This window comes from Campylobacter lari (assembly GCF_001017575.1).
GTDB lineage: Bacteria > Campylobacterota > Campylobacteria > Campylobacterales > Campylobacteraceae > Campylobacter_D > Campylobacter_D lari_C.
This window is the reverse complement of sequence record NZ_CP011372.1, coordinates 261,552-284,523: the sequence shown is the minus strand read 5'-3', so window position 1 is coordinate 284,523 and position 22,972 is coordinate 261,552. Positions and strand designations below refer to the sequence as shown.

At 26.5% G+C, this 22,972-nt stretch carries 17 protein-coding genes and 1 pseudogene; all 18 read right to left on the bottom strand.

Translation table 11 applies throughout. The features are described 5' to 3' along the window. Window position 1 precedes the first annotated feature (1 nt). The 18 genes and pseudogenes from CD56_RS01570 to CD56_RS01485 all read right to left on the bottom strand — a co-directional run bounded on the left by CD56_RS01570 (window position 2) and on the right by CD56_RS01485 (window position 22,970). Window positions 2-727 carry a class II aldolase/adducin family protein gene (locus CD56_RS01570; protein ID WP_047208000.1) on the bottom strand — a complete coding sequence of 242 codons (726 nt, stop codon included), beginning with the start codon at window positions 725-727 and terminating at the stop codon, window positions 2-4. Further along, complete coding sequence (locus CD56_RS01565) at window positions 717-2,015, bottom strand: HAD-IA family hydrolase (RefSeq protein ID WP_047207999.1); 1,299 nt, start codon at window positions 2,013-2,015, stop codon at window positions 717-719. The genes CD56_RS01570 and CD56_RS01565 overlap by 11 nt, the downstream gene beginning before the upstream one ends. After that, window positions 2,008-2,601 carry a PI-PLC domain-containing protein gene (locus CD56_RS01560; protein ID WP_047207998.1) on the bottom strand — a complete coding sequence of 198 codons (594 nt, stop codon included), beginning with the start codon at window positions 2,599-2,601 and terminating at the stop codon, window positions 2,008-2,010. Before CD56_RS01560 ends, CD56_RS01565 begins: the two co-directional genes overlap by 8 nt. After that, complete coding sequence (locus CD56_RS08395) at window positions 2,598-4,289, bottom strand: hypothetical protein (RefSeq protein WP_047207997.1); 1,692 nt, start codon at window positions 4,287-4,289, stop codon at window positions 2,598-2,600. The genes CD56_RS01560 and CD56_RS08395 overlap by 4 nt, the downstream gene beginning before the upstream one ends. Then, window positions 4,286-6,283, bottom strand: coding sequence for a hypothetical protein (locus CD56_RS01550; protein WP_047207996.1), 1,998 nt, complete (start codon window positions 6,281-6,283; stop codon window positions 4,286-4,288). The genes CD56_RS08395 and CD56_RS01550 overlap by 4 nt, the downstream gene beginning before the upstream one ends. A 10-nt stretch (window positions 6,284-6,293) precedes the next feature. Next, window positions 6,294-9,560, bottom strand: a complete 3,267-nt coding sequence (locus CD56_RS01545; protein WP_047207995.1) for a hypothetical protein — start codon at window positions 9,558-9,560, stop codon at window positions 6,294-6,296. Continuing rightward, complete coding sequence (locus CD56_RS01540) at window positions 9,541-10,290, bottom strand: inositol monophosphatase family protein (RefSeq protein WP_047207994.1); 750 nt, start codon at window positions 10,288-10,290, stop codon at window positions 9,541-9,543. The genes CD56_RS01545 and CD56_RS01540 overlap by 20 nt, the downstream gene beginning before the upstream one ends. Then, complete coding sequence (locus CD56_RS01535; RefSeq protein WP_047207993.1) at window positions 10,287-10,781, bottom strand: YhcH/YjgK/YiaL family protein; 495 nt, start codon at window positions 10,779-10,781, stop codon at window positions 10,287-10,289. The genes CD56_RS01540 and CD56_RS01535 overlap by 4 nt, the downstream gene beginning before the upstream one ends. Then, entirely contained in the window at window positions 10,781-11,713 is a 933-nt protein-coding gene (locus CD56_RS01530) for a phosphoglycerate dehydrogenase (protein WP_047207992.1), read from the bottom strand. Before CD56_RS01530 ends, CD56_RS01535 begins: the two co-directional genes overlap by 1 nt. Further along, complete coding sequence (locus CD56_RS01525; RefSeq protein WP_047207991.1) at window positions 11,703-12,413, bottom strand: acylneuraminate cytidylyltransferase family protein; 711 nt, start codon at window positions 12,411-12,413, stop codon at window positions 11,703-11,705. Before CD56_RS01525 ends, CD56_RS01530 begins: the two co-directional genes overlap by 11 nt. After that, window positions 12,406-13,413 (bottom strand): Gfo/Idh/MocA family protein, encoded by a 1,008-nt coding sequence (locus CD56_RS01520; RefSeq protein ID WP_047207990.1) that lies wholly within the window; start codon window positions 13,411-13,413, stop codon window positions 12,406-12,408. The genes CD56_RS01525 and CD56_RS01520 overlap by 8 nt, the downstream gene beginning before the upstream one ends. A 3-nt stretch (window positions 13,414-13,416) precedes the next feature. Beyond that, window positions 13,417-13,989, bottom strand: coding sequence for an SIS domain-containing protein (locus tag CD56_RS01515; protein WP_047207989.1), 573 nt, complete (start codon window positions 13,987-13,989; stop codon window positions 13,417-13,419). Then, window positions 13,989-14,696: a cyclase family protein gene (locus CD56_RS01510; RefSeq protein ID WP_047207988.1), complete on the bottom strand. Its 708-nt coding sequence runs from the start codon at window positions 14,694-14,696 to the stop codon at window positions 13,989-13,991. The genes CD56_RS01515 and CD56_RS01510 overlap by 1 nt, the downstream gene beginning before the upstream one ends. Further along, window positions 14,686-17,580 carry a glycosyltransferase gene (locus CD56_RS01505; RefSeq protein WP_047207987.1) on the bottom strand — a complete coding sequence of 965 codons (2,895 nt, stop codon included), beginning with the start codon at window positions 17,578-17,580 and terminating at the stop codon, window positions 14,686-14,688. Before CD56_RS01505 ends, CD56_RS01510 begins: the two co-directional genes overlap by 11 nt. Continuing rightward, entirely contained in the window at window positions 17,567-19,582 is a 2,016-nt protein-coding gene (locus CD56_RS01500; RefSeq protein ID WP_235375838.1) for a glycosyltransferase family 2 protein, read from the bottom strand. The genes CD56_RS01505 and CD56_RS01500 overlap by 14 nt, the downstream gene beginning before the upstream one ends. A gap of 16 nt (window positions 19,583-19,598) precedes the next feature. Beyond that, a complete protein-coding gene (locus CD56_RS01495; protein WP_047207986.1) occupies window positions 19,599-20,966 on the bottom strand; it encodes a glycosyltransferase family 2 protein in 1,368 nt (455 codons plus the stop codon). A gap of 184 nt (window positions 20,967-21,150) precedes the next feature. Further along, window positions 21,151-22,017 (bottom strand): annotated as a pseudogene (locus CD56_RS01490) (glycosyltransferase); the annotation flags it as partial. Beyond that, complete coding sequence (locus tag CD56_RS01485) at window positions 22,014-22,970, bottom strand: KpsF/GutQ family sugar-phosphate isomerase (protein WP_047207985.1); 957 nt, start codon at window positions 22,968-22,970, stop codon at window positions 22,014-22,016. The gene CD56_RS01485 and the pseudogene CD56_RS01490, both read right to left, overlap by 4 nt. Window positions 22,971-22,972: the final 2 nt, after the last annotated feature.

Here is a 22,972-nt window from a genome sequence, read left to right as displayed (position 1 = left end):
TCTAACTCTCACTTTCCATAATTTTTTTTCTGTATTGTTCATCAGGTAAATTTAACAATTTATCAATTTCACTCACTTTTAATGGGTGTAGATTAATTTGTTTTTTAATAGCAATATTCTCTATTACATTTCTAAATAACCATAGCTCCTCATTAGTCTTATCAACTGCATCATCTGGAGTATACACAAAATCATTTTGTTCAAAAAATTCACTTTTTAATTGATTATATAATTCTATTATATCTTGAATTTGATCTGCGTAAATAACAACGCCGTGATTTCGCAATAACACCACACCCTTTTCTTGATAAGAATAATTTTTTCTTAATGCCTCATACAAATCATTTCCAGGCAAAATAAAATCAATAACTTTATAATTTTCAAATTTATATTCCCTAGCACACAAATAAGGTAAAATATAAACAGGATGATAATGTGCTACATATTTATTTTTAAACACCATATGCATTTTGATTTCCATAGATGGTTTTACAATATCTTCAGAATAATCTTTGCAATAAGAAAAAGAATTGACATTATTTTTAAAAATAGAAATTTTATGCTCTTTTTTTAAATCCCCACCTGAAGCCTTAATAATGAAATATTCATCATTCTTTATAGAAATATTTCCACCTTTTGATGGAGCATCTAAAATATTGCCAAAGATTTTACACAACACTTGATAGTCTTTAATACATCCATCAAGCTTTTTATTGTTATGTATCATTTTCCACCATCCATCTATTTTTCAAAATCAGATCAAAAATATCTTTTACGGTTTGAATCAAATCTTCATATCTACCAGTATATTCTTTTTGCAAGTAGTCACTCAATAATATATCCCTTAGATGTATTTTAAAAATACCATCTCTAACTATAATTAGAAAATTTGCATTGTCTTTTTGTTTTTCAAGATATTTTTTATAATCTTCCTCTCGTTTTTGTATAGTATCTATAATCTTAGAATGACTATAATTTCTTTCTTTGCTATCTCTATTTATCTTCTGTTTATCTGCTTCATCTGAATCAATATATATTTTGATTTTTACAAAATCTCCTATAACCTCTTGATATAAAGTGTGTAAACCCTCTATAATCACAATATCTAAATCTTTAATCTCAATCTCATCAGATTTAACAATCACTCCATTTTTATGATCATATAATGGTATACATAGTTTATTCCCTATATCTTGATAGATATGTTTTATATCCATGGCCAGCTGAATAAGATTATTTGCTTCTGGATTGTAGTGTGTTACCCTCTCCCACATCTTAGAATGTCTTTCATATTTATGATAGCCATCAGTACTAATAATAAAACTTTTATATATCTCATCAATAGCATTACTCAAAGTAGTCTTTCCACTTCCACTTTTTCCAGAAATTGAGATCAGAAGTTTTGAACAATTATATGGATAATAATTTATCCTATACCCCCCCCCTAGAAAATTATCAGCGATAGAATCTCCAATCATTACAACTTCTTCTTCATCAATAAATTTCCCATAAAGCTCTAAAGCTCTATCAATAAGCGCTTTATTTGGTTTTTCAAGCTCAAATTCTTCAGAGCATACCAAATAATCAATCATATTTGTCAAATTTGCACAATTTAGTTTATGGATTTGCTCAATAAAATAAAAGTTTGTTATAGCTATTACTTTTTTATTAAGACTTTTAACAAAACATAAAAATTCAAACATTGTTTTATCTACTTTTAAATTTCTTGTAAAAATAGAAACGTACAACTCAAACATTTCACTAGCTTTTGAAAAATGAATATTTTTATTTTCACAAATAATTTTAAAATACAATTCTTTTTTATGATGATTTGCAGATAACCCCCTCTTTGCAATCATCTTTTTTGCTAGATCATAATCTTCTAATGTAAAATTATATTGTTTCATTGTAGCTTCTAAGGCATTTTTATGTGCAAATGTGTAATTAAACAAAGTATTATCAATATCAACCATAATAAGTTTATAATTTTTGGCTATTTTTCTTAAATTAAACATACATACTCCATAAATCAGGCTTTTTAGTACACACAGAAAATCCTTTTGGTAGAATACTTTGAATAGGTTTTATAAGCTTCATATATGATAGATCATATAACTCAGGAGAAACCAATATAGGTTCAACTTGTCCTAATTTTGGTTTGATGTTATAAATAAATTCTTGATAATCTTTAATGTTAAAACTAGAAAATTGTGAATAATCCACCCATACATATTTAGGCTTGCTAATATCCATAAGTTTTTCATTATAAGATTCAACATCTGAAATTCTGATGATAAATTTACCTTGATATCCGTTTTTTGATAATCTTAAAATGTCTGGAATTTGAGAGTCTAAAAAATAATACTCAAAATTATCACCGAGCAATTCTATAATTTTTTCTTCTAGTCCCGATTCTTTCACGTTGCAAATTATAGGGATATTTTTCATAAACTGAATTTTTTCTTTAAAAAAAGGATACAGGGAATTTTTTTCTAGTAGATCGTGGTTTAATACTAATTTTTCATTATATCTCAAGTCAATTTCTATGCCATAATTTTCAATAAATGATTCTAAATTATTTTGGCGATGTAAAAATATCATCTTATATCCTTTTTTATATAAAATTCCCTTTTCAACTTCCTAATTTCAAGCAACAACCTGATATACCCCCCCCCATACCAAGTTTTATTAGCTTGTATAAGAGCTTGACCTAGTTTATAAGTAAAACATTCTTTTTCTTTTAAAGCTTCTTTGTAATCAGGATAAGATTCTAGCGGAGGTAATATTAAAGAAGAATCTTTTTTTATTTTTTCTTGATAGATTTTTTGTTCTTGTTTATGCTTATCATAAATATATGATAATACAAAAGGCATTCTTATATAACCAAGTATAGATTTAGAATTAACTATCATAGCTTGACCCAGTTTATAAGAAAGTTGGTTTTGAATACGCAATTTGGCTGAATGTATTTTATTATAAATTTTTATATATTTCAAAAACAATTCATTATTATCATTTTGCAATTGGTATTTTTCTTTTAAAAAGTTCTGTTGAATTTTTAAAATATTTTCTTGTATCGCTTTTTTTTCTTTTATTTCTTTATTTAGTATATCTTGTATTGGATTTATTTTTCTAGGATCCATTATTAAACAATATTCCTCTATTGCTTTCTTATATTTTTCTATAGGTGGAATTAAAAAATTCCAATCATATTGTTTTGGAATTTTTATATCTATATTATTCATTTTTTTTAAATTTATTTTTACATTATAATTAACACTATTAATTAAAAAAAAAGATATAATATCAAAATGCTCTAATCTGTATATTTTATTATTTAACTCAATAGCACTTGAACTATCCGCATCAAAATACACTGATGTATTGTCATCTATATTAATTTCAGTATCCTTAAATGCATTCATATATGGTTGAGCAATTTTGACAATTGCTTGATTGTTTTTAATTACAATCGTAGAAGTGAATCTATGATTTATCTCCCAATTTTTATTCATTTCAATAAGACCACTATTCCAACTATGAATACCTATTAAAGTATAACCATCAAGACATTTCGGAAATTTTAATATGCTAGATTTATCAATTCTAAATATCGTTTCACTAAAAAATGAATTGCTAAATTTCATGGTTGATTTTGTGCGATATTTTTCATAGAGTGTATTATTTTGAATAAAATTATCACTATTTGACAGCATTTCACTTGGAAAGCAAATTTTAAAAAAAAATCTTTTATCATATATTTTTTTAGGATATAAAAAATAGTTTATATTATTTACAATATTTTTTGCCAATTGGATCATAATAAAACCCATCTGATGTGATTCATCCACATTATGAAAAAAATCACATAAATTAAATCTCTCATAATATTCTTGCAAATCTATAATATTAAAACCGTATTTTGCTATATGGAATTTATGAATATTATTACATCCTTTACTTTTTTTAAAAAGAATATGAGGCATGAGTATAATTAATATTTTTTTATTTATTGAAGCTAACTCACTATACAACCAATCAGTATGTTTAAGAACAACATCAAAAGAAGCGGCTCTATCATTAATATTACTTTCAGAAATAATTAAATCAGCATTTTCTAAGTATTCTTGGTTTCGTTTTCTTTTTAATTCATAAAGATTTTGCAATGAACTACTTCCACCTAAAGCTAAATTTGTTAGGTTTACATTCTCTTGCCTTAAGCCTTTTTGTAGACCATTTACCATAACAGAATTACTGCCACCAAGTAAAACTACATTATATTTTTTCATTTAGAGTTACTCTTGTTTTGATATGAGTTAAATTTTTTTACACTTTTATAGGTATTTATAAAAAAATTTATATATCCTAACTTATATTTGCTTTTATTGGCTTTAATCAATTCTTCACCCAACCTATAAGTTAAGCATTGTTTTTCTTTTAAAGCCTCTTCATAATCTTCACAACACTCCATAGAAGGAATTTTCAAAAAAGTCATTGTCTTTATTTTTTCATTATATTCATTAACTTCAACTTGATGTTTTTTATAAACTTCATTTAAAATATAAGGCATCTTTAAATATCCAAAAATACTTTTAGAACACATAATCATTGTTTGCCCTAGCTTATAAGCCAAATGATTTTTCACTCGAGCTTTTGCTGAATAAAACCTACTCCTATCTAATAGGTCATTTTCGCAAATATTCACTTGTCCATAAAATTGAACAACATCACTAAAAAAACGTGTATTTTGCTCGATTATATCACTACCATAATTTTGTTTTTTTAAATTTAAAATATCTTTTTGCAACTCATCTTGCAAATTTGGAAAACATATACTTTTTGAAGATATTGATCTTGCAACATTGACATTATATGCAAAATGTGGTTCAATTGATTTTATATTATTAAATACCAACCACTTGTGTAGTGCTTCTTGAGCGTGAAAATCTTTTCTAAATGAATCCCGAAAAAAATCCAATCTTGTATCTTGAATAGCATCCCAAATGTCACAAATCTTTTTAATAACTTCACGATTTCCCATAAAAAAGTAATCCAAAACCTCTTTATGGTGCGGCCACAACTCGTGTGTAGCAATAACATTACCAATATTTATTTTTTCAAGTATAGCCGAATCTATTCTAGGATAATCTAAATCTGGTCTAACAATCAACACAAAATCATATTTTTTTTGAAACTTCTTCTCATATTTTTCCATTAATTCAAAAGCTATTTTTCTACCATATAACATTTTATGCAAATTATTTAATTCACCATATTTTTGATGAAAAGCAATAAAGCTTCTTTCATCCTCTAAATAAATATCATTAAAAAAAACATTTAATTGCTCCAATTCATCTTTAGAAAAAGGAATAGACAAATCCTCGCTTAATTTACTATATACATTCGGAAAACATTTTGTGAATACATTGAAGTTTTTAATTTGCTCAGGAGTATCATTATAAACTTCTGGAATTCTTCTATATACCCAATTACTTCTATTTCTAATACTTGGCCACAACATTTTTTTGTTCCAAGAAAATAAAAAAATATCCGCATTTAATGGATCTACAACTTGATCTTTTAAAAATTTTAAAGATTCAAACCATTTTTTTCCTCTAATAGCCCCTGTCACTAAAACTGCAACATTTGGCATTGTATAAACAATATTTAATTTCTTCTTTTTCAATAAAAAATTTATTTGCTCATAACAGATTGAAGCTCCGTAAAAATTTTGTTTCATAAAATCTTGCAAAATAAACATATAATCTTGCATTCGATCCAAAAAATCATCATCATTGCTGTAAAAAAAATAATCAATGCTTTTTTTTATATAATAAGCAGTTGAAATTACACCGCAAGCCTCCTTATAAGTTCCCCACTTATATTTATTATTTTCCATATAAACAATTGAAGTATAAAACAACTCGTGACAAAATTTTCCATTTAACTCTTGCTTTGAAATTTTAGAATTTAAAATATAGCATGCCAAATATCTCTTTTCAAAACATGTAGCTTTAAAATCAAATTGTGCTACTTGCAATAATTTTTCTCGAAAAGAAAAAAAATTATAATCTTTACTTATCCTCGTCATTTCCCACCAAGTGGGTGTTTCTTGAAAAACTTTAAGAAAGTTATAAATTTTTTCAAATTTTCCAATTTGAAATAAAAAATCAACATACTCATTTTCAAGTGAATCTAATTTTTTTTCATATAATATTTCAACTGTATCGAAATTCCATAATTTTAATTGTTCTTGTATTTTTTCATCAACACTTTGAAACATAAACAAACCTTTAGCTCAAAAACTCTTTTTGAAATTCTTCAATTTTTTTTCCGTATTTGAATTTTCTTGCAACATAATCATCGTATAGGTAATATTTTAAGAGTCTAGCGATATGACTATAAAAATTTTCCCTCATTTCTTCTGTAAAACCATCTTTTATTGCCTTATCAAGAACTTGTTCCAAATTATCTTTGGTAAATGCTTCATAGGTACAATTTTTATGTTTTAAATGTGTATATCCCAACATGACAACAGGTTTATCACGCATCAAAGCCTCATAAGAGCTTTGAGATAGTATAGTTACTACAACATCAGCCAAACCTATAAGCTCATGAATATCCACACCTCTAGCATCAATGATTTCAGATTTTTTTTCTTCAAACCACTCTAAATTAGGATGTGGTTTGTAAATAAAATTCCAATCGTTTTTAATACATATTTCACTTAAAACTCTACAAGCATCATTTGAATCAACACTCCAAGGAGAATGATATTTAACCACATGCTGATTATAGGGTATCATCCCTGCTTCAAAATCATTTTGTCCAAAATACACAATCGTTGGGCGATCTTTTTTTATTTCTTTCTTAATATTATCAATAAGATTATTTTTAGGTTGTAAATTTCTACATAGTTTTTCTTTGCAAATATATTCCAAAACTTTTTTTGCATTTTCAAGATCATTTGAATTAATTGTTAAATCATTAAAATCTGATGTATGATTTGCTATCCAACTCTCACCCATTTGCCCTTGCAAATCAAAATTAAATGTACCAGGGATTACTCCAAATTCCATAAAAACACATTGTATATTTCTTTTTAGACAAACTAGGTAGAAAATTTCATGCGTTGCATTAAATTTATTCCATATGAAAGCCTTTTTTGGAGAAGTTTTTTCCAGTAAAATATCAAAATATTGAAATAAAAACACAGCCATTTTATCTGGATAATTTTTACCCATATCTTTATATTGCAACTTCATTCTAAGACTAATTTCTTTTAATCTTGGATTTTGTTCTAAAATATATTTCTCAGACTCTGTAAGATTAAGATCAACATTTCTGTCATATCCTCTATTAAAAGTAGCTTTAGGGACTATAATGCTTGGCATTTTTAATTTATTTTGCACAAATTCTTTTTTCAGCCAAGGCGTTGTAGATACCACTAACGCGGACTTGCTTTGAGTTGCATTAGAAATATAACGACATACCCCTTTATCAAAAGAAGCAAAATGGCCCACAAAAAGAAAATCTTTTTTTTCTAATGCATCATCAAAGCATTTACTTGGAAGTTCAAATAAATCTTGTGTATTTTTTTGAAGACTTTGTTTTTGTTTTTTTAGTTCTAATTTATCTTTGAAATTTTGAAAAAATGAAAAATTTTTAAACTTTTTATAATATCGCTTAATTATTTTTCTTATAGTACAATATTCGTTTGGTTTTTGAAAATTTTTTTTACTCGCAAACCATCGTTCATAGCCAATATTGTTATCCCCCACTATAAAATCATCTTTAAAAGTTAAATTTTTAAAGACATTCATATCCCTAGCTTTTGGTTGCCATAAAAATCGTGTCAATAAATGATAAAAATCAAAACCGTGTATATTTAATGCATCAATATCTTTTTTAAATAAATCATAAAATTCTTCAATATTACTTAAAATTTTTTCTTGAATTTTTAGAATTTCATCTTGTACCTGGTATTTATCGTCGAGTATAAAATCAAATTTATCATTTTTCTTTATAATTTCTTGCAATGTTCCAACAGGCTCACTTAGAATATCTTCAAATATTTGATTATGGATTATATGGATGTGCTGAAAAAAAGTGTTACTAAAGTCAAAATATGTTTTTATACCATCATCGCCTTTAAAACCAAAATGTTTAAACATATGATAGGCTGTAGTTTCAATATTTAAAACATCTTTTAAAAACTTACGAATTCTTCCACTATACCCTACATCAAATACAGCAATATTTTTACCATCAGCTATGACATGATTACAATAATCTTTTATAATTTCAGTTCTTTCCTTAGCATTATTAAAAAAATATTCATATACTTGATCAGCAATTATCAGTTGATTTTTGACATCTCCAATATAAGAATCTAGTACAAAATTATATTTTTCTGATACTTCAGTAACTTGAGAATCATTCATTAAAAACCTTAGTTTTAAAAAACTCTCAATAGTCATAGTAGTACTTGCTGGTATTGCAACTAACTTTTTTTTACATTCTTTTTTACTTAAACCATCAAAAGCATATAAAGCTTTTCGAGAAAGCCTCAAAGGCTTTATATTGATCTGAGTACTTTTATCCTTTAAAAAAATATTTAAAATTTTTTCTATCAAATAACCATCTCTATAAACCAACAACAAAGTGTCGATATTATTTTTTTTACAATCTTCTAAAAGCCACTGAGTGAAAGCATAAAAAATAGGTGTTAACAATAAATTTGTAAAATTTTCAATCTCGCCATTGAACATAGAATGATCTTTATCATATGGTCTTGAAATATGATCAAAAACCTTGTTAATCATAAAACCTAATATAAATCTATTATCTGTAAATGCCATTTTTGAATATTGAATAGAATCTAATAAATACAACATATTAAATCTATCCGAAGAATTAACAATTCTAATACCTTTAATCCCCTTAGAGTTAGGTATATTTACATCAGCTCTTGGATTATCACCTATATGTAAAATGCTATTTTTTTCAAACCCCATTTTTTCAAATTTAGCAATTATAAAATCGAATAATCTTCCGCTACCTTTAGATAATTTTAAGTCTCCCGAGACAAACAGTTCATTGTAGCCTTTGTAATTATTTTTTTCTAAAACTTTTTCCAAAAATTTTTTTGGTAAATACATATCTGAAACAATAATAACTTTTTTATGATTTTCCAATGCTTCAAAAAAAATTTTCTGGATTGAATTTTTAGGGTACAAATAATCAAACTCAACTTCCATTTCTATAGTTTTAAGTTTTTCACACTCTTCTGTCGAAAATTCAAAATTTAAATGTAAGTGTTTATAAATATCATCTATAGTAATATCATCCTCATAGAATGGTTTATTTTCTCTTGCATATTGTTCAGCTATTTGTCTAATCTTTATAAAAGATTCATCATAACCTGCTCTTGTAGCCACAATTTTAAACATATCAGAAGGAACAATACAAGGTCTAACCAACAAAGTATCAAAAATATCAAAACTAACAATTTTTACTGATTCTGATTTTACAAGCTCACTAATTTGCTCTAATGTCATTTTTTTCCTTTAATTTATTTTCTACCCTAACTAAGCATTTCAATTCATTTTGAAAAAAACCATATGTTATATTTCCTAAACTTTCAAGTATTGCTATTCCTGCTGCAACATCCCAAATAGCTATATCTTTTTCATAATAAGCATCAATTCTCCTGCATGCCACATAAGCTAAAGATAAAGCCGCACTACCAAGCAACCTGATTTTTTTAAATTCTTGAATATTCGATATAAATTCCATTAGTCCATCTTTATCATAATTCATATAAGAAGAAAAACCTGTTGCCAAAATAGCTTGACTTTTGTCTTTTATATTATCAGATGGAATAATTTTTTTATCATTTAACCAAGCGCCAACTCCAACTATACCACTAAACATTTCATCTCTATTAAAATCATATATTACACCTAATACAGGCCTATCATTTTCATATAAAGCTATACTAATACAGCATAGTGGAATATTTTGGCTATAATTTAAACTTCCATCTAAAGGATCAACAATCCAATAAATTCCTTTTTTTTCTTCATCACTGATTTTATAACTTTCTTCACTTAAAATAGGATAAGAAAAAGCATCTGTTAAAATTTCATGTATAATTTTTTCAGAATCTAAATCTGCCTGTAATTTAATATCTTTTTTATCATTAGAATTTACTTTTTTTTCTTTTAAGTTTAATAAAAAATCACCCGCTTTATAACATGCCAATTTTGCAATTTCTAATTCTTTCATTTCCATAATTCCAATGGATATTTAATAACTGTCTTTAAAACATTTGATGGATTCTCATTATACATAGCCATTCCTAAATGTGCATCTTCTGGAAAAAAAATAGCTATATCATTTTTTTGCATTATAATTTTATTTGAATAACGATTATTATTATATATAATTAAATCTTTTTCTTGACTATATTCTTCTGAAATTTCAAGATAACTTATATCAATAAATTCCATTTGTTCTATACCACTTAAGTGTAATTGTATATCAATATATTTTTTGTGACTCTCCCAAAAACACTCATTTCTTGGTTTTGTTATATAATTTTGCTCTAGTGCAAAAAAAAATTCATTTATATATTCTTTTTTGCAACTTTTTAATGGTAATTCTAAAATTCGGAGCCGATTTTGATGTGTACTATCACATACAGAATAAAGATATTCTAAAGCCACTTGATCTTTTAAAAAGCTATGAACTTGATGTACATTAGTGATGATTGCCATTAAACCTCTTTAAAATAGTCTACTAAATTTTTAATGGCACTTTCTCCCATTGCTAAAACCGCTTCTTTAGCATTGCCACCAATATGTGGGGTGCAAATCAAATTTGGCAATGAAATAAAATCATAATCCTTAGGTGGTTCTTGATCATAAACATCAATAGCAGCTCCAGCTATAATTTTTTCTTTTAAAGCCCATTTTAAATCCTCTTGAACAACAATATCCCCTCTAGCAGTATTAATAAAATATGCCTCTTTTTTCATCATAGTAAAAACATCTTTATTAATCATATTTTTTGTTAAATCAGTTGAAGGCGTGTGAATAGTAACAATATCACATTTTTTATAAATTTCTTCCTTTGTTGCCTCAATCAAATTATTTCTTTTATAATACTCATCCTGTTGTATTATATCATTAACATATATTGTACAATTAAAGGGCTTTAAAAGACTTATAAGATCCTTACCAATATTTCCAACTCCTATAACTCCAACATTTTTTTCACTTAATTGAATTCCACCATTTTTATCCCATTCTTGTTTTTTTAATTTATTTGAAGTTATATAACTATTTCTCATTAAAGATAAAATATTTCCTAAGGTAAGTTCTGAAACCGATCTTTTATTTACTCCTTGAGGATAAACAACACTTACATTATATTTATTTGTAGCATTAAAATCAATATTATTTAATCCGACACCATATTTAGAAATTACTTTAAGATTATCAACTTCTTTTAAAATATCTTCATTTATTTCATCAAGTCCAATAATAGCGCCATCAGCATCTTTTAAAAAACTTTTTAATTCATCTTGGCTTAATCTTTTTAAGGAATCGTTAAATTGCACACATTTAAAATATGAATTTAATTTTTCTCTTAAATATTGATTTTTAGAAAATGCCACCGTAGTAACTGCAATTTTTTTATTCTCCATAATACTTTACCTCATTTTTGCTACAATATCTTCGTGCTTTTAATAATTGTTCTGCTAATAAAAAATCTTCTTCATAGCTAATTTTAATAGATTTTATAGGATCAATAGGCCATAAAGCACATTTTCCATTAAAAACAGCATAGCCATTTTTTTCATAAGATTTAATAAAACTTTCTCTTCTCCAAATGCACACTGTCCACACACATACTTGAACCGGATCAATATTTTGCGTCATAGGCAATAACCCATCTTTATTAAAATTTAATGCCTTTCCTTGGTAAAAACATTGCAATCTTTCATCTTTAGCTGATATCATCGAGTCTAATTGATTTGTTTCAAAAAATTTGATAGCATTTTCTATATCACTTGATTCTACTAAAGGTGAAACAGGGTTAACCATGACTAAGGCTTCGCATTCTATTTTTTTTAAAAAATCATAATTAAATTGATCTGACACAATATGATCTAGAGCTAATTCTTGGCTCCTTTTATAATATTTTACACCATAATCCAAGGCAACTTGTCCTATTAAATCACTTTCTGTGTTTACATACACCTCGGAAATACTATTTGCATTTTTACAAGCCTTTATAGCATAAGCTATCATAGGCTCCCCTTCAATAAGTCTTAAATTTTTTTGCCTTACTCTTTGACTTCCTAATCTAGCAGGAATTTCTGCAATGTATTTATTTTTAGTCATTGTAAAATCCTGAGTTGTTATAAATTTTCTCAATCAACAACATGGTTTGAAGAGCATCAGCACTAGTGCCATTTTTAACACTCACTTTACCGTCCACTGCATCTAAAAATTCTTTTATTTCAATTTCCCAAGAATCATCGTTTTCAAACCAAGTAATATTTTCTTTAGGTTTACCCATTGCAAAAGTTATATCTTCGAATTCTCTTCTTCCCACAACTAATGTTTCTGGTGCATAACTTCTAGTCCCAGATAAAATACCATCAAGATTGATATAACCTTCTTCAAAATACATCTCTAATAAAAACTTATGCTTCCAATGTGTAGCACTAGAATGCAACATTGCTATAGTATTTGAATATGTTTTCATAATAGCAAATGCATTATCTTCCACCTCAATATCCCAATAAGCATTTGTTACAAAACTATTAATTTTTTCAAACTCCTCACCAGATAAATAACGCATCAAATCAAGCATATGAATTCCCTGGTCTATAAGTATACCACCGCCTGATTTGTTTTTATAATTGCGCCAATTTTTATGATAATCAATACTTCCGGCTTTTCCATAAGTACCTTTCATCCATAAAAGCCTTCCCATAGTTTTAGAGTCTATAATTTTTTTAGCCTCCATAACTGAATAGTGATATCTGTGATTAAATCCATACTTTAAAATCATTTTAGTCTTATGCTCAATTTCAATTACTTCTTGAAGTTCTTTACTAGTCCTAGCAGGTGGTTTTTCACAAAAAACATGCTTACCTGACAATAATGCTTTTTTGGTATACTCAGCCAAAGAATCCACAAAAGTACATATAAAAACAACATCGATATCTTGCGACAATAGCTCATCAAAACTATGACAAAAAATTATATCATTGCTTAATTTTGAAGGCTTTTTAATATCATAAACCGCAAGTACTTTGCCATAATCTTTTTCTAAAATTTTTTGAGCTCTTAACTGACCTATCTTTCCAAAACCTGCAATACCAATTTTGATCATAAATTACGCCTTTTGCATATAGTATGAATATATAATATGATCAAGAATCATATGCACATCTTCCACCAGTCCATATTCACCTTTAGGAGTTTGAACATGAAATTTAATATCAGATAGCTTTAACAAATCTCCACCATCAAATCCTGTGGCCCCTATCACCGTTGCACCAACTTCTTTTGCATACTTTACTGCATTAATAATATTTGGTGAAGTTCCACTACAAGATATAGCAAAAAGAACATCACTTTTTTTTAATACATCTTGTAATTGGAGTTTGAAAATATTCTCATATCCTATATCATTTGCTATAGCTGTACAAACTGGTACATTATCAGCCAAACTTTTTATATTAATACTTAAAATATTTCTTCTTTTTAATCCAGCGGAAAAATCATTCGCCCAATGCGAAGCAGTAGCTGCACTACCTCCATTTCCTATAATATAAATCGTGTTTTTGTTTTTTGAAACTTGTTCAAATAAATTAACAATATCAGCAACAATATCCACATCAATTTCACTTAATAATTGATTTAATTTTAAAATATATTCCTCTGTAAAATCTTTTATATTTTTCATCATTTCCTCCTACATTTTGCCATTGCAGTACACAATGCTCCATCCATTTTTTCATAATAAAAGGGCGCAATAAACAATTCATCGATTATAACATCTCTTTTTAAACAGCCAAAATACATATCTTCTACCACCAATATCTCTCTGCCACCACTATTGCTTAAAAAATTAAAATGACACATCTTACCTTCACTTCGATCAAGCTGAGATGTTAAAGAAATAATATCAAAACCTACAATTCTTAATTTTGGATATTGCTTTTTCAAAAACAATGGTAAATCTTGACTAATTACAGGAGAATTCCAAATATATTGCATGCTATCCCTAATAGTATGAAAATTGGTATTTATTAGCAAGATTTCCACTTGGTTTGAAATCATGTTTTTTTTACAAAAATGTTCGCAAGTTAATTTTGGATTTACATCTTTAATTAAATCAAAAAAAACTACATCAACTTTTCGAGAATAAAAAAAATTTATAGGATATTCCTCGCCAAAATTTCCCGATTTAATACAATGAGCAGGAAAATCAATATGTGTATTCATATGCGAATTAAGGAAAAAATCTGTTTCTCTATTGATAAACCCTTGAGGATACGCCTCCTTATTGTTTACAACCCCAGTTTTATCTTTATAAAATTTCCTTTTTGAATTAAACGCATAGGATAAACAAAGCCACTGATCCGCATCATATAAAAAACTATTTTTCATTATTTTTCCATTTAATATAAATTTTTATAGAGTAAAATATAAACATAATAGGATGTTTTAAAAAACATTCACCTAGTTGATAAGCTAAATGCCGTTTAATTTTCTCGCCCTCGATAAAGTCATAACACTCATCTATACTTTGATTCCCAAAATTGACATTTATTGATTTAAGTTTATCTCCAATCTTTTTTTCAATATGATCTTGGTAAATAATATTGATTAAAGAAAAAGGGAGGGTTAAAATTTTACCAATTGTTTTTGATTGTATTATTCTTAAACCTATTTTATAAGAAAGACTATTTTTAACAACATTTACTGCACTAGTGTATTCGTTAAAAATTTTTACATATTTAGTGTGGGCACTATTTTCAGAATGATATATATCTTTAAAATAATATTTATCTTTATAATCCATATTATCAATAAAACAATTTATTATCTCAACCACCTTACTACTTCTAAAAGATATTTTAAAATCCCCAAATGTTGAAATTAAATCTCTTGAAAATTCCAATTCGTGTTTAGAAATAATCTTATAAATTTTAACTTTGTGTCGTTCGTATGTATTATACACCCTATTTATCTGCTCATCTTTAATAAAACTTATAGGTAATTCTGGTGCTGTTACTAAAAATTCTCCGATAAGATGGTTTTTAAAAAATACCGATGAATAAGAACATGTCTTAGCAAAGTTAAACAAAAAAGTCTTTTTAGCATTTGGCATTATATAAAAATAATACGCATAAAAAAAATTCTTCTTTAAAACAGACCGTAAAATTCTCAAAGAACTAAATTCAAAAGAAACAAAATCAAAAATTCCTATTTTACCTTGTTTAAAACTAAAATTATCTATATACTTAACAAATGACTTTTCAATTTCACTAGATAATTTTCTAATAGTATACAAATTAGATCTAAGCAAATCTAGTTGTATTTTTTTAGATAACACTTTGTGTTTATACTTTTTAAAACTACTTAACGCTTCAACGCACAAATCAAATAAACTTGATATTTTATTATCCCAAGGCAAGTCATCTGCTCTCAAATCAATATCCGATAAAATCTTTAAAGCTCTCGAGGCATATACATATTCAGTCCTGATATTTGTTTTAAACTGTTGTTGCAAAAAGTTAAAAATTTTTTCAATAACATAACCATCTCTCGCAACAAAAACAAATTCTTTTAAATCATTTTTAATTGCTTGGTTATATACAAAACTAGCCAAACCATAGCAAAGCGGCCCACCATAAAAATAACCAAAAACTTCCCAATAATTATCAATATATTTATCGTTTAAAATCCATTTTTTTATATACAATCCTAAAACAATACTTGCCTCTAAGCTTTCATTATTATAAATCATACATAGCTTAGGGTTACGTTTTAAAAATTCATCTTTAGGACTAGTATATCTAAAATGATATTTTTTAGGATCAATTCTTTGAATATCAAATAAAAATTTTCCAAAATATAAAAATACATTATGATCTTTTTCTTGAAAACTTTCCGCAGAATAAATATCTTCATAAAAATCAAAACCATTCTTTTGTAATACTTCAGCAATGTATTGTTTTGAATATATGCTATTATTGATTAAAATTATCTTTTTCCCTAAGCTATCTAAGAATTTTAGGATTTGAAACAACTCTTGATTTACATAAGAACACTGTTTAATTAATCTCTCTTCTACATCTTTAATATGTGCAAATTCTTTTATCATAAAAAAATAAATTTCTTCATTACTCAAAAAGAATGTTTTCTTTTGATAAAAAACCGCAGCTTGATTAATTGCTCGTTTTCTGTATAAAACAAAATTTTCAAGACTATACACTTGTTCTATAAATCTGTATAAATCATCTAAATTAAAATATGGAAGCAATAATAAGTAATCCAAAATATCAACGTATATATAATCATTTTGTGCTATATTTATATAGCTACTTTGAATTGCTAATTTACTATATAATATTTCACCATAAAATATACTTTCATGAGCAATTTTCCACCATTCTGAAAAAAATTTATTTTTATCTTTCCAAGGTTTTGTTTCAGATATATAGTGAATTATACCAGGATCTGTTTTTGCTTCATTGATTTCTTTTATAGCTTGCTGAGATAAATACAATGGTTTTTGTTTGCATTCTATGTCAATTGTCCATAAAAAATTCCACTTTAAATGCAAAAAATAGATATTATTTTGAAATACAATATTTAAAACATCTTGATCTGGTAAATATAAACTATTAAAATTTTTAAGAACATTTAAACACCTATCAACAGATTGAATTTTATTACATTTATCAATATCAAATACAATTAACCCTGAATTAATATAATTAGGAACTAAAAAAAGTCCTATTTTGTCAAGGTTTAATCCGATATTTTGCTGCCATATTTCACTTCTTTTTCTATAAGAATATAAAACTGCAATGTCTTTACAAGCTGCTATCGCATTACCCTTTAAATCTATATGGAACAACTCGGATACATCTTTCTTAAAAAGCATATCACTATCACAATATACCACTCTATCAAAATTATAAAAAATTTTGGGAATAAAAAATCTATAGTACATAGCTGTTGTAAAGTAGGATTTTTCATAAAAAATATTACCATGTTGTTTAATTGCGTCTTCCAAATAATGCTTTATATCAACAAAATTAATAATTATATTACTTCTTGATTTAGTTATTTTTTTTAATTTGTGTAACCTATTTAACTCAATACCTGTATAAATAATATAAATATCATATATATAACACTTTGTACTTTTTTTCACTAAAGAATTTATAGCAACAGAAACATATTGGAGATATTTTTCATCAACAGAAAAAACAATCGAAACCTTTTTATCATGTAATTTTATTATTTTATCTTCCCTCATTGTTTTTCCATTTGATATAAATTTTTATAGAGTAAAATATAAACATAATAGGATGTTTTAAAAAACATTCACCTAGTTGATAAGCTAAATGCCGTTTAATTTTCTCGCCCTCGATAAAGTCATAACACTCATCTATACTTTGATTCCCAAAATTGACATTTATTGATTTAAGTTTATCTCCAATCTTTTTTTCAATATGATCTTGGTAAATAATATTGATTAAAGAAAAAGGGAGGGTTAAAATTTTACCAATTGTTTTTGATTGTATTATTCTTAAACCTATTTTATAAGAAAGACTATTTTTAACAACATTTACTGCACTAGTGTATTCGTTGTTATTTATATCATACTCTAAAAACTGCTTTATATATTCACAATGATTTTCTTTAACATAACTAATAAAAAAACTATCATTACAAGAATTTGATTTTAAATAGCTAATCAAAACAGGTTGTACATTATAAAGTTTCATTTTATTTAAATATAGATGATTATAAATATTATACCGTAGAGAAATATTTTTCCAATGATTATAATACACAATATTCATTATAACTTCATCTTTGGAAATTAAATCATTTTTAATAAAAATAGTTTTTTCTAAAAATAATATTTTATTCAATAGATTATCTCCAAACAAACGCTCTAAATTAACTATCAATATATTTCTCTCAAAATAATTCTTATGCATAAATTCTTTATATATAAAATCGGATTTAAGTGGATTTTGAACAGCAACAGCCGCAATTGCTTTATCTTCAAGATCTATATTCCACATTTGATTCAAACTATCCTTGGCTATAATCTTAGAATCAATTAAAATACATTTCTTAACATTTATGCATTTTAAAGTATACAAACATTTAAAATAAAAACTTTTAAAATTGCTTTTATAATTTCTAATATCAATTATTTTGATTTCAAAATCTTTAATTTTTCGAAGATTTAAAATACTTTGCTCATTTAAAAAATCCCCTTCGTGTAAGACATAGAAGCAAAAATGATCAAGTGGGATAGAATTATTTAAAACAGAAAATATACCACCAACAAGATCATATAATTGCATATTTTTATATATAAAACAAACATGAATATTTGAATCTGAACCACAAAAATACTTCATAAATTCTTGGACTTTTTCATCATCTAGTTGACAACCATTAATTTGCATTTCTTCTATTAATTTATAAACATACTGTTTTTTACAAAATTCTAATGGAGAGCATTTCTCTATCAAACGAGTATTTTTAATTGCACCACCTAAGATAAATTGTCTATAATGTTTTGCTATTAACTTGGAATTATTCTGTTGCAATCTGGATGTCAATTTATTCCTACTAATGCTAAAATTACTTATTCTATATAACAATAAAGTCTCTGGAATATTAATAATTTTACCACCTTTTTGAATAATATCAGTCCATAGCTTATAATCTTCTGCATACTGATATTTATAAGAATAAGCCAAATTATGATTTTTTAAAAATTCAGCTCTAATCATAACTGTAGGATGACATATAGAACACTCAAACATCATTTTTAACTTGATCATATCATGCTCGCAGACATTCACCCAATTACCAAAAAACTCTGTATCTTCACCTATAGGCTTAAAATAACACCCAGCAACAATAATACTATTATCTCTTTCCATAGCATCAACTTGTTTTTCTATTCTTTCTGGTAAAGATATATCATCATCATCCATTCTAGCAATATATTTTCCCTTGCATATCCCCATGCATTTATTTAGCGAATAAACAATTCCTCTATTTCTTTCATTTCTTAAAACAACAATTCTTTTATCATTTTTGGCATATTCTTGAATTATATTATATGTTGCATCAGTTGAACAATCATCAATAATAATAAATTCGAAATTTAGATATGATTGATTTAAGATAGATTCTATAGCAAAACCTATATAGTTTTGCCTATTAAAAGTAGGCATTATAATACTCACAAGCGGTTTGTCGTATTTGTCTTTTTTCATAAATAACATTTCATTTCCTAATCGATTACCAAATCTGTTCTAGTTTGTTTTTTATTTTAATTGCTTTTTGATAATCTTTGTAATACTCTAATGGTAATTTTTTATTTGATAAATCTTTTTTAACATCTGTTTTATATTTTTTCCTGTTTTTATAAAAATCAAAACACAAATAAGTTATCTTAAATGGCAATAAAATTTTTTTTATCCCATTATTTTTAGATATTTGCTTGAATATTTTATAAACAAAATAATCTTTCACTCTTTCAACTGCACCTAAAGGTTGATTTTGAATATACTGCTTAAGTATTTTGATATTCTTTTTATAAAATAAAGGATCTTTATTAAATATTTGCAAAGTTAAAGCTTTATTGCAAACCACTGGTAAAAAATGTGTTTTTATATCCTCACCAAAATAATGATTTGAATTAATAAATTTTATAAATTTTAATGCTATTTGTGCCCAGCTTGCCGCTTCATGGTAATTTCTTGTTATACTTGCATTTTGAAAAACATCAATTTGTTTTAAATAAGAACCAGGATGTATATTATATTTTTTCTTAGAATAATTCATTAAACTTGACTCTCTTATGCGATATATATAAAATCGTCTTGGAAGGATGTAAATATTTTCACATAAAGCAAACAATATCACTCCAAAATGACAATCTTCCGCAAAAATTCCATCAATAAATTTTAATTTTATTTTTTTAAGATAATTAAAATTAATCATACCTTGCCAAGCAAACCAAAAATAAAAAAGTTTTTTTTCCTTAGCTCTTTTCAACCATTCTCTTGGTGTAATAATTTTTTCATCATTGTATCCAAAATAAAACATCTGGCTTTTACTGTCTCTTTTTTTAGTCTCGTATAAAAATTTAAAATCAAACCACAACACATCCACCCCATCCATTCTAGGTACACATTCTTCTATGCAGTTTAATTCCCAATAATCATCAGAATCTAAAAAGATAATATAATCTATACTAGGATAAGTAAAGTTAGTTAAATCTTGTTCATTATTAAAAGCTTTATAGCTTTTATATACAGTATATATTTCATAAGGATTATTACCTTCTATATTAAACTCTATTAAAGAATTTTCTTTTATAGTTTGAGTTTTATTTTTGAGTTTATATTCTCCACTAAAATATTCTATACCTACATTTCTAGCAGAGCTTAAACCACCATTTTTTTTATCAAAAAGAGTTATTCTTTTATCTTTTAGAGTGTATTCTTTTGCAATATTGAGTGAGTTTTCATCTGTACTACCATCATTTACTAGTATGATTTCTAAATTAGTATAAGTTTGATTGATTACACTATCTAAACATTCTTTTAGATATTTTTCTACATTGTATATGGGGATTACTACACCGATGGTTTTAGTTTGCATTTAACTTCTTTTTCAATAATCTATAAACTTTAGTGTGAGATATTTTTATCAATAAAAAATTAAAAATATTCAAAATATTAAAATGCTTGATTTCATATAAATATCTAGTATAAACTAAAGATTTCAAAGGAATGTATTTTTTTGTGAAATTAAATCTACCATATTCTGTAACATCTTTATCAAGCAAAGACTTTAAATGATAGCTTTTTATATTAGATAGGTTTTTATAAAAAAGTTTATGATTTTTTCTACGATTACTCATATAATCGTTTTGATTTGGTTCTTCATGATAAAAATGATACATATAAATTCCATGAAAACTCATTTCTTCACCTAGCAAAGAAAACCAAACCCTAAAACCTTTAAATGAACTCAACTCCCAATTTGCCTCATCATAAGGCAATGTTTTTGGAATTTTTTGAAATTCTACCGCGCTATAAATAAGTCTTGCTAAAAAATCAAAATCCTCATAACTATGCCCTACAAAAGCCTCACTATATCCGCCAAGACTTAAAAATTTATACTTGTTTAAAACTACACTACTTGAAACTAAAGAATAAAATTTAATCCACTCTCTTTTTCCACTGATTAAATCGTTTTTAATCAAACCATCCCATAAATCTTTTTCTTGTGTGTAAATAAACTCACTCCCTTCTTTACTAAAATAAACAGCAGGAAGTACTAAAAACTCATTAATATTTTGTGAGATATTTTTTATATCTATAAGCTGTAAAATTAACTCAAGAGTTCTTGTAGAAAAATAACAATCCACATCTAAAAACATCACTACATCTGAATTTGCAAAAGATGCACCGAGATTACGGCATTTTCCTTGCGAGAAAAATTCCTTTTGACTTTCATCTTTAAGATAAATATGTCCATTTTCTTTGATAATATGCTTTAAATCATTTTCTAAAGAAGAATATCCTTCAACAAAAATATATTCAACTCTATCATCACTTTTAAATTCGCATGCTTTTTGACTAACACGATCTTTTATATAAATTCTTTCTTTACTTAAACCAAAAGGAATAATAATAGAAAGTTTCACATATTTCCTATCGCGTAAAGCTGTATAATGCCCGCTATTTTTTCATCTTGAGTGACAACTATTTCTTTGATTTTATGTTTTAACATAAGTTCTTCTGCTTCACTTGCCATAGCACTTACTTCTATGGTTTTTGGACTCTCACTCATGATTTCTTTAGCTTTAAAATCAAATCTTGGCTTATCATTTGCTCTTAAAGCCCTTCTTAAATCCCCATCTGTGATGATTCCTACTAGCTTCTCATTTTCAAGTACTATGCAAAGTCCTAACTTGCCACTAGTCATCACATCAACTAGCTCATTAAATTCACTTTCAGGGCTTACTATAGGTAGATTATTTGACACCATCAAATCGCCTACTCTAGTTAAAAGCTTTCTACCCAAGCTTCCTCCTGGATGAAATAAAGCAAAATCATCAGGTCTAAAATTCCTTGCCCTCATCAAAGCTACTGCTATAGCATCACCCATCGCTAAAGTAGCCGTTGTAGATGAAGTTGGAGCAAGCTGAAGCGGACAAGCTTCTTTTTTTACTGCTATGTTTATAAAAATATCAGCTTGTTTAGCTAGGGTAGAGTTTTGATTTCCCGCCATGACAATTAAAGGAATTTTTCTTTTTTTAATCACTGGTATGAGTTTTAAAACCTCTTCAGTTTCTCCTGAATTTGAAATAGCCAAAAGCACATCCTCGCTTGTAAGCATACCAAGATCTCCATGTAATGCCTCACCTGGATGCATAAAAAAGCTCGGTGTGCCTGTGCTAGCTAAGGTCGCAGCTATCTTAGCCCCTATATGACCTGATTTACCCATACCACTTACTACACATCTACCTTTGATAGATAAAATCAACTCAATAGCTTTATTAAAACCTTCATTTAAATTATCACATAAATCTAAAATCGTTTTTGACTCTATCTCAAAAACTTCTTTGGCTATTTTAATCGCATCTATTTGGCTCATCT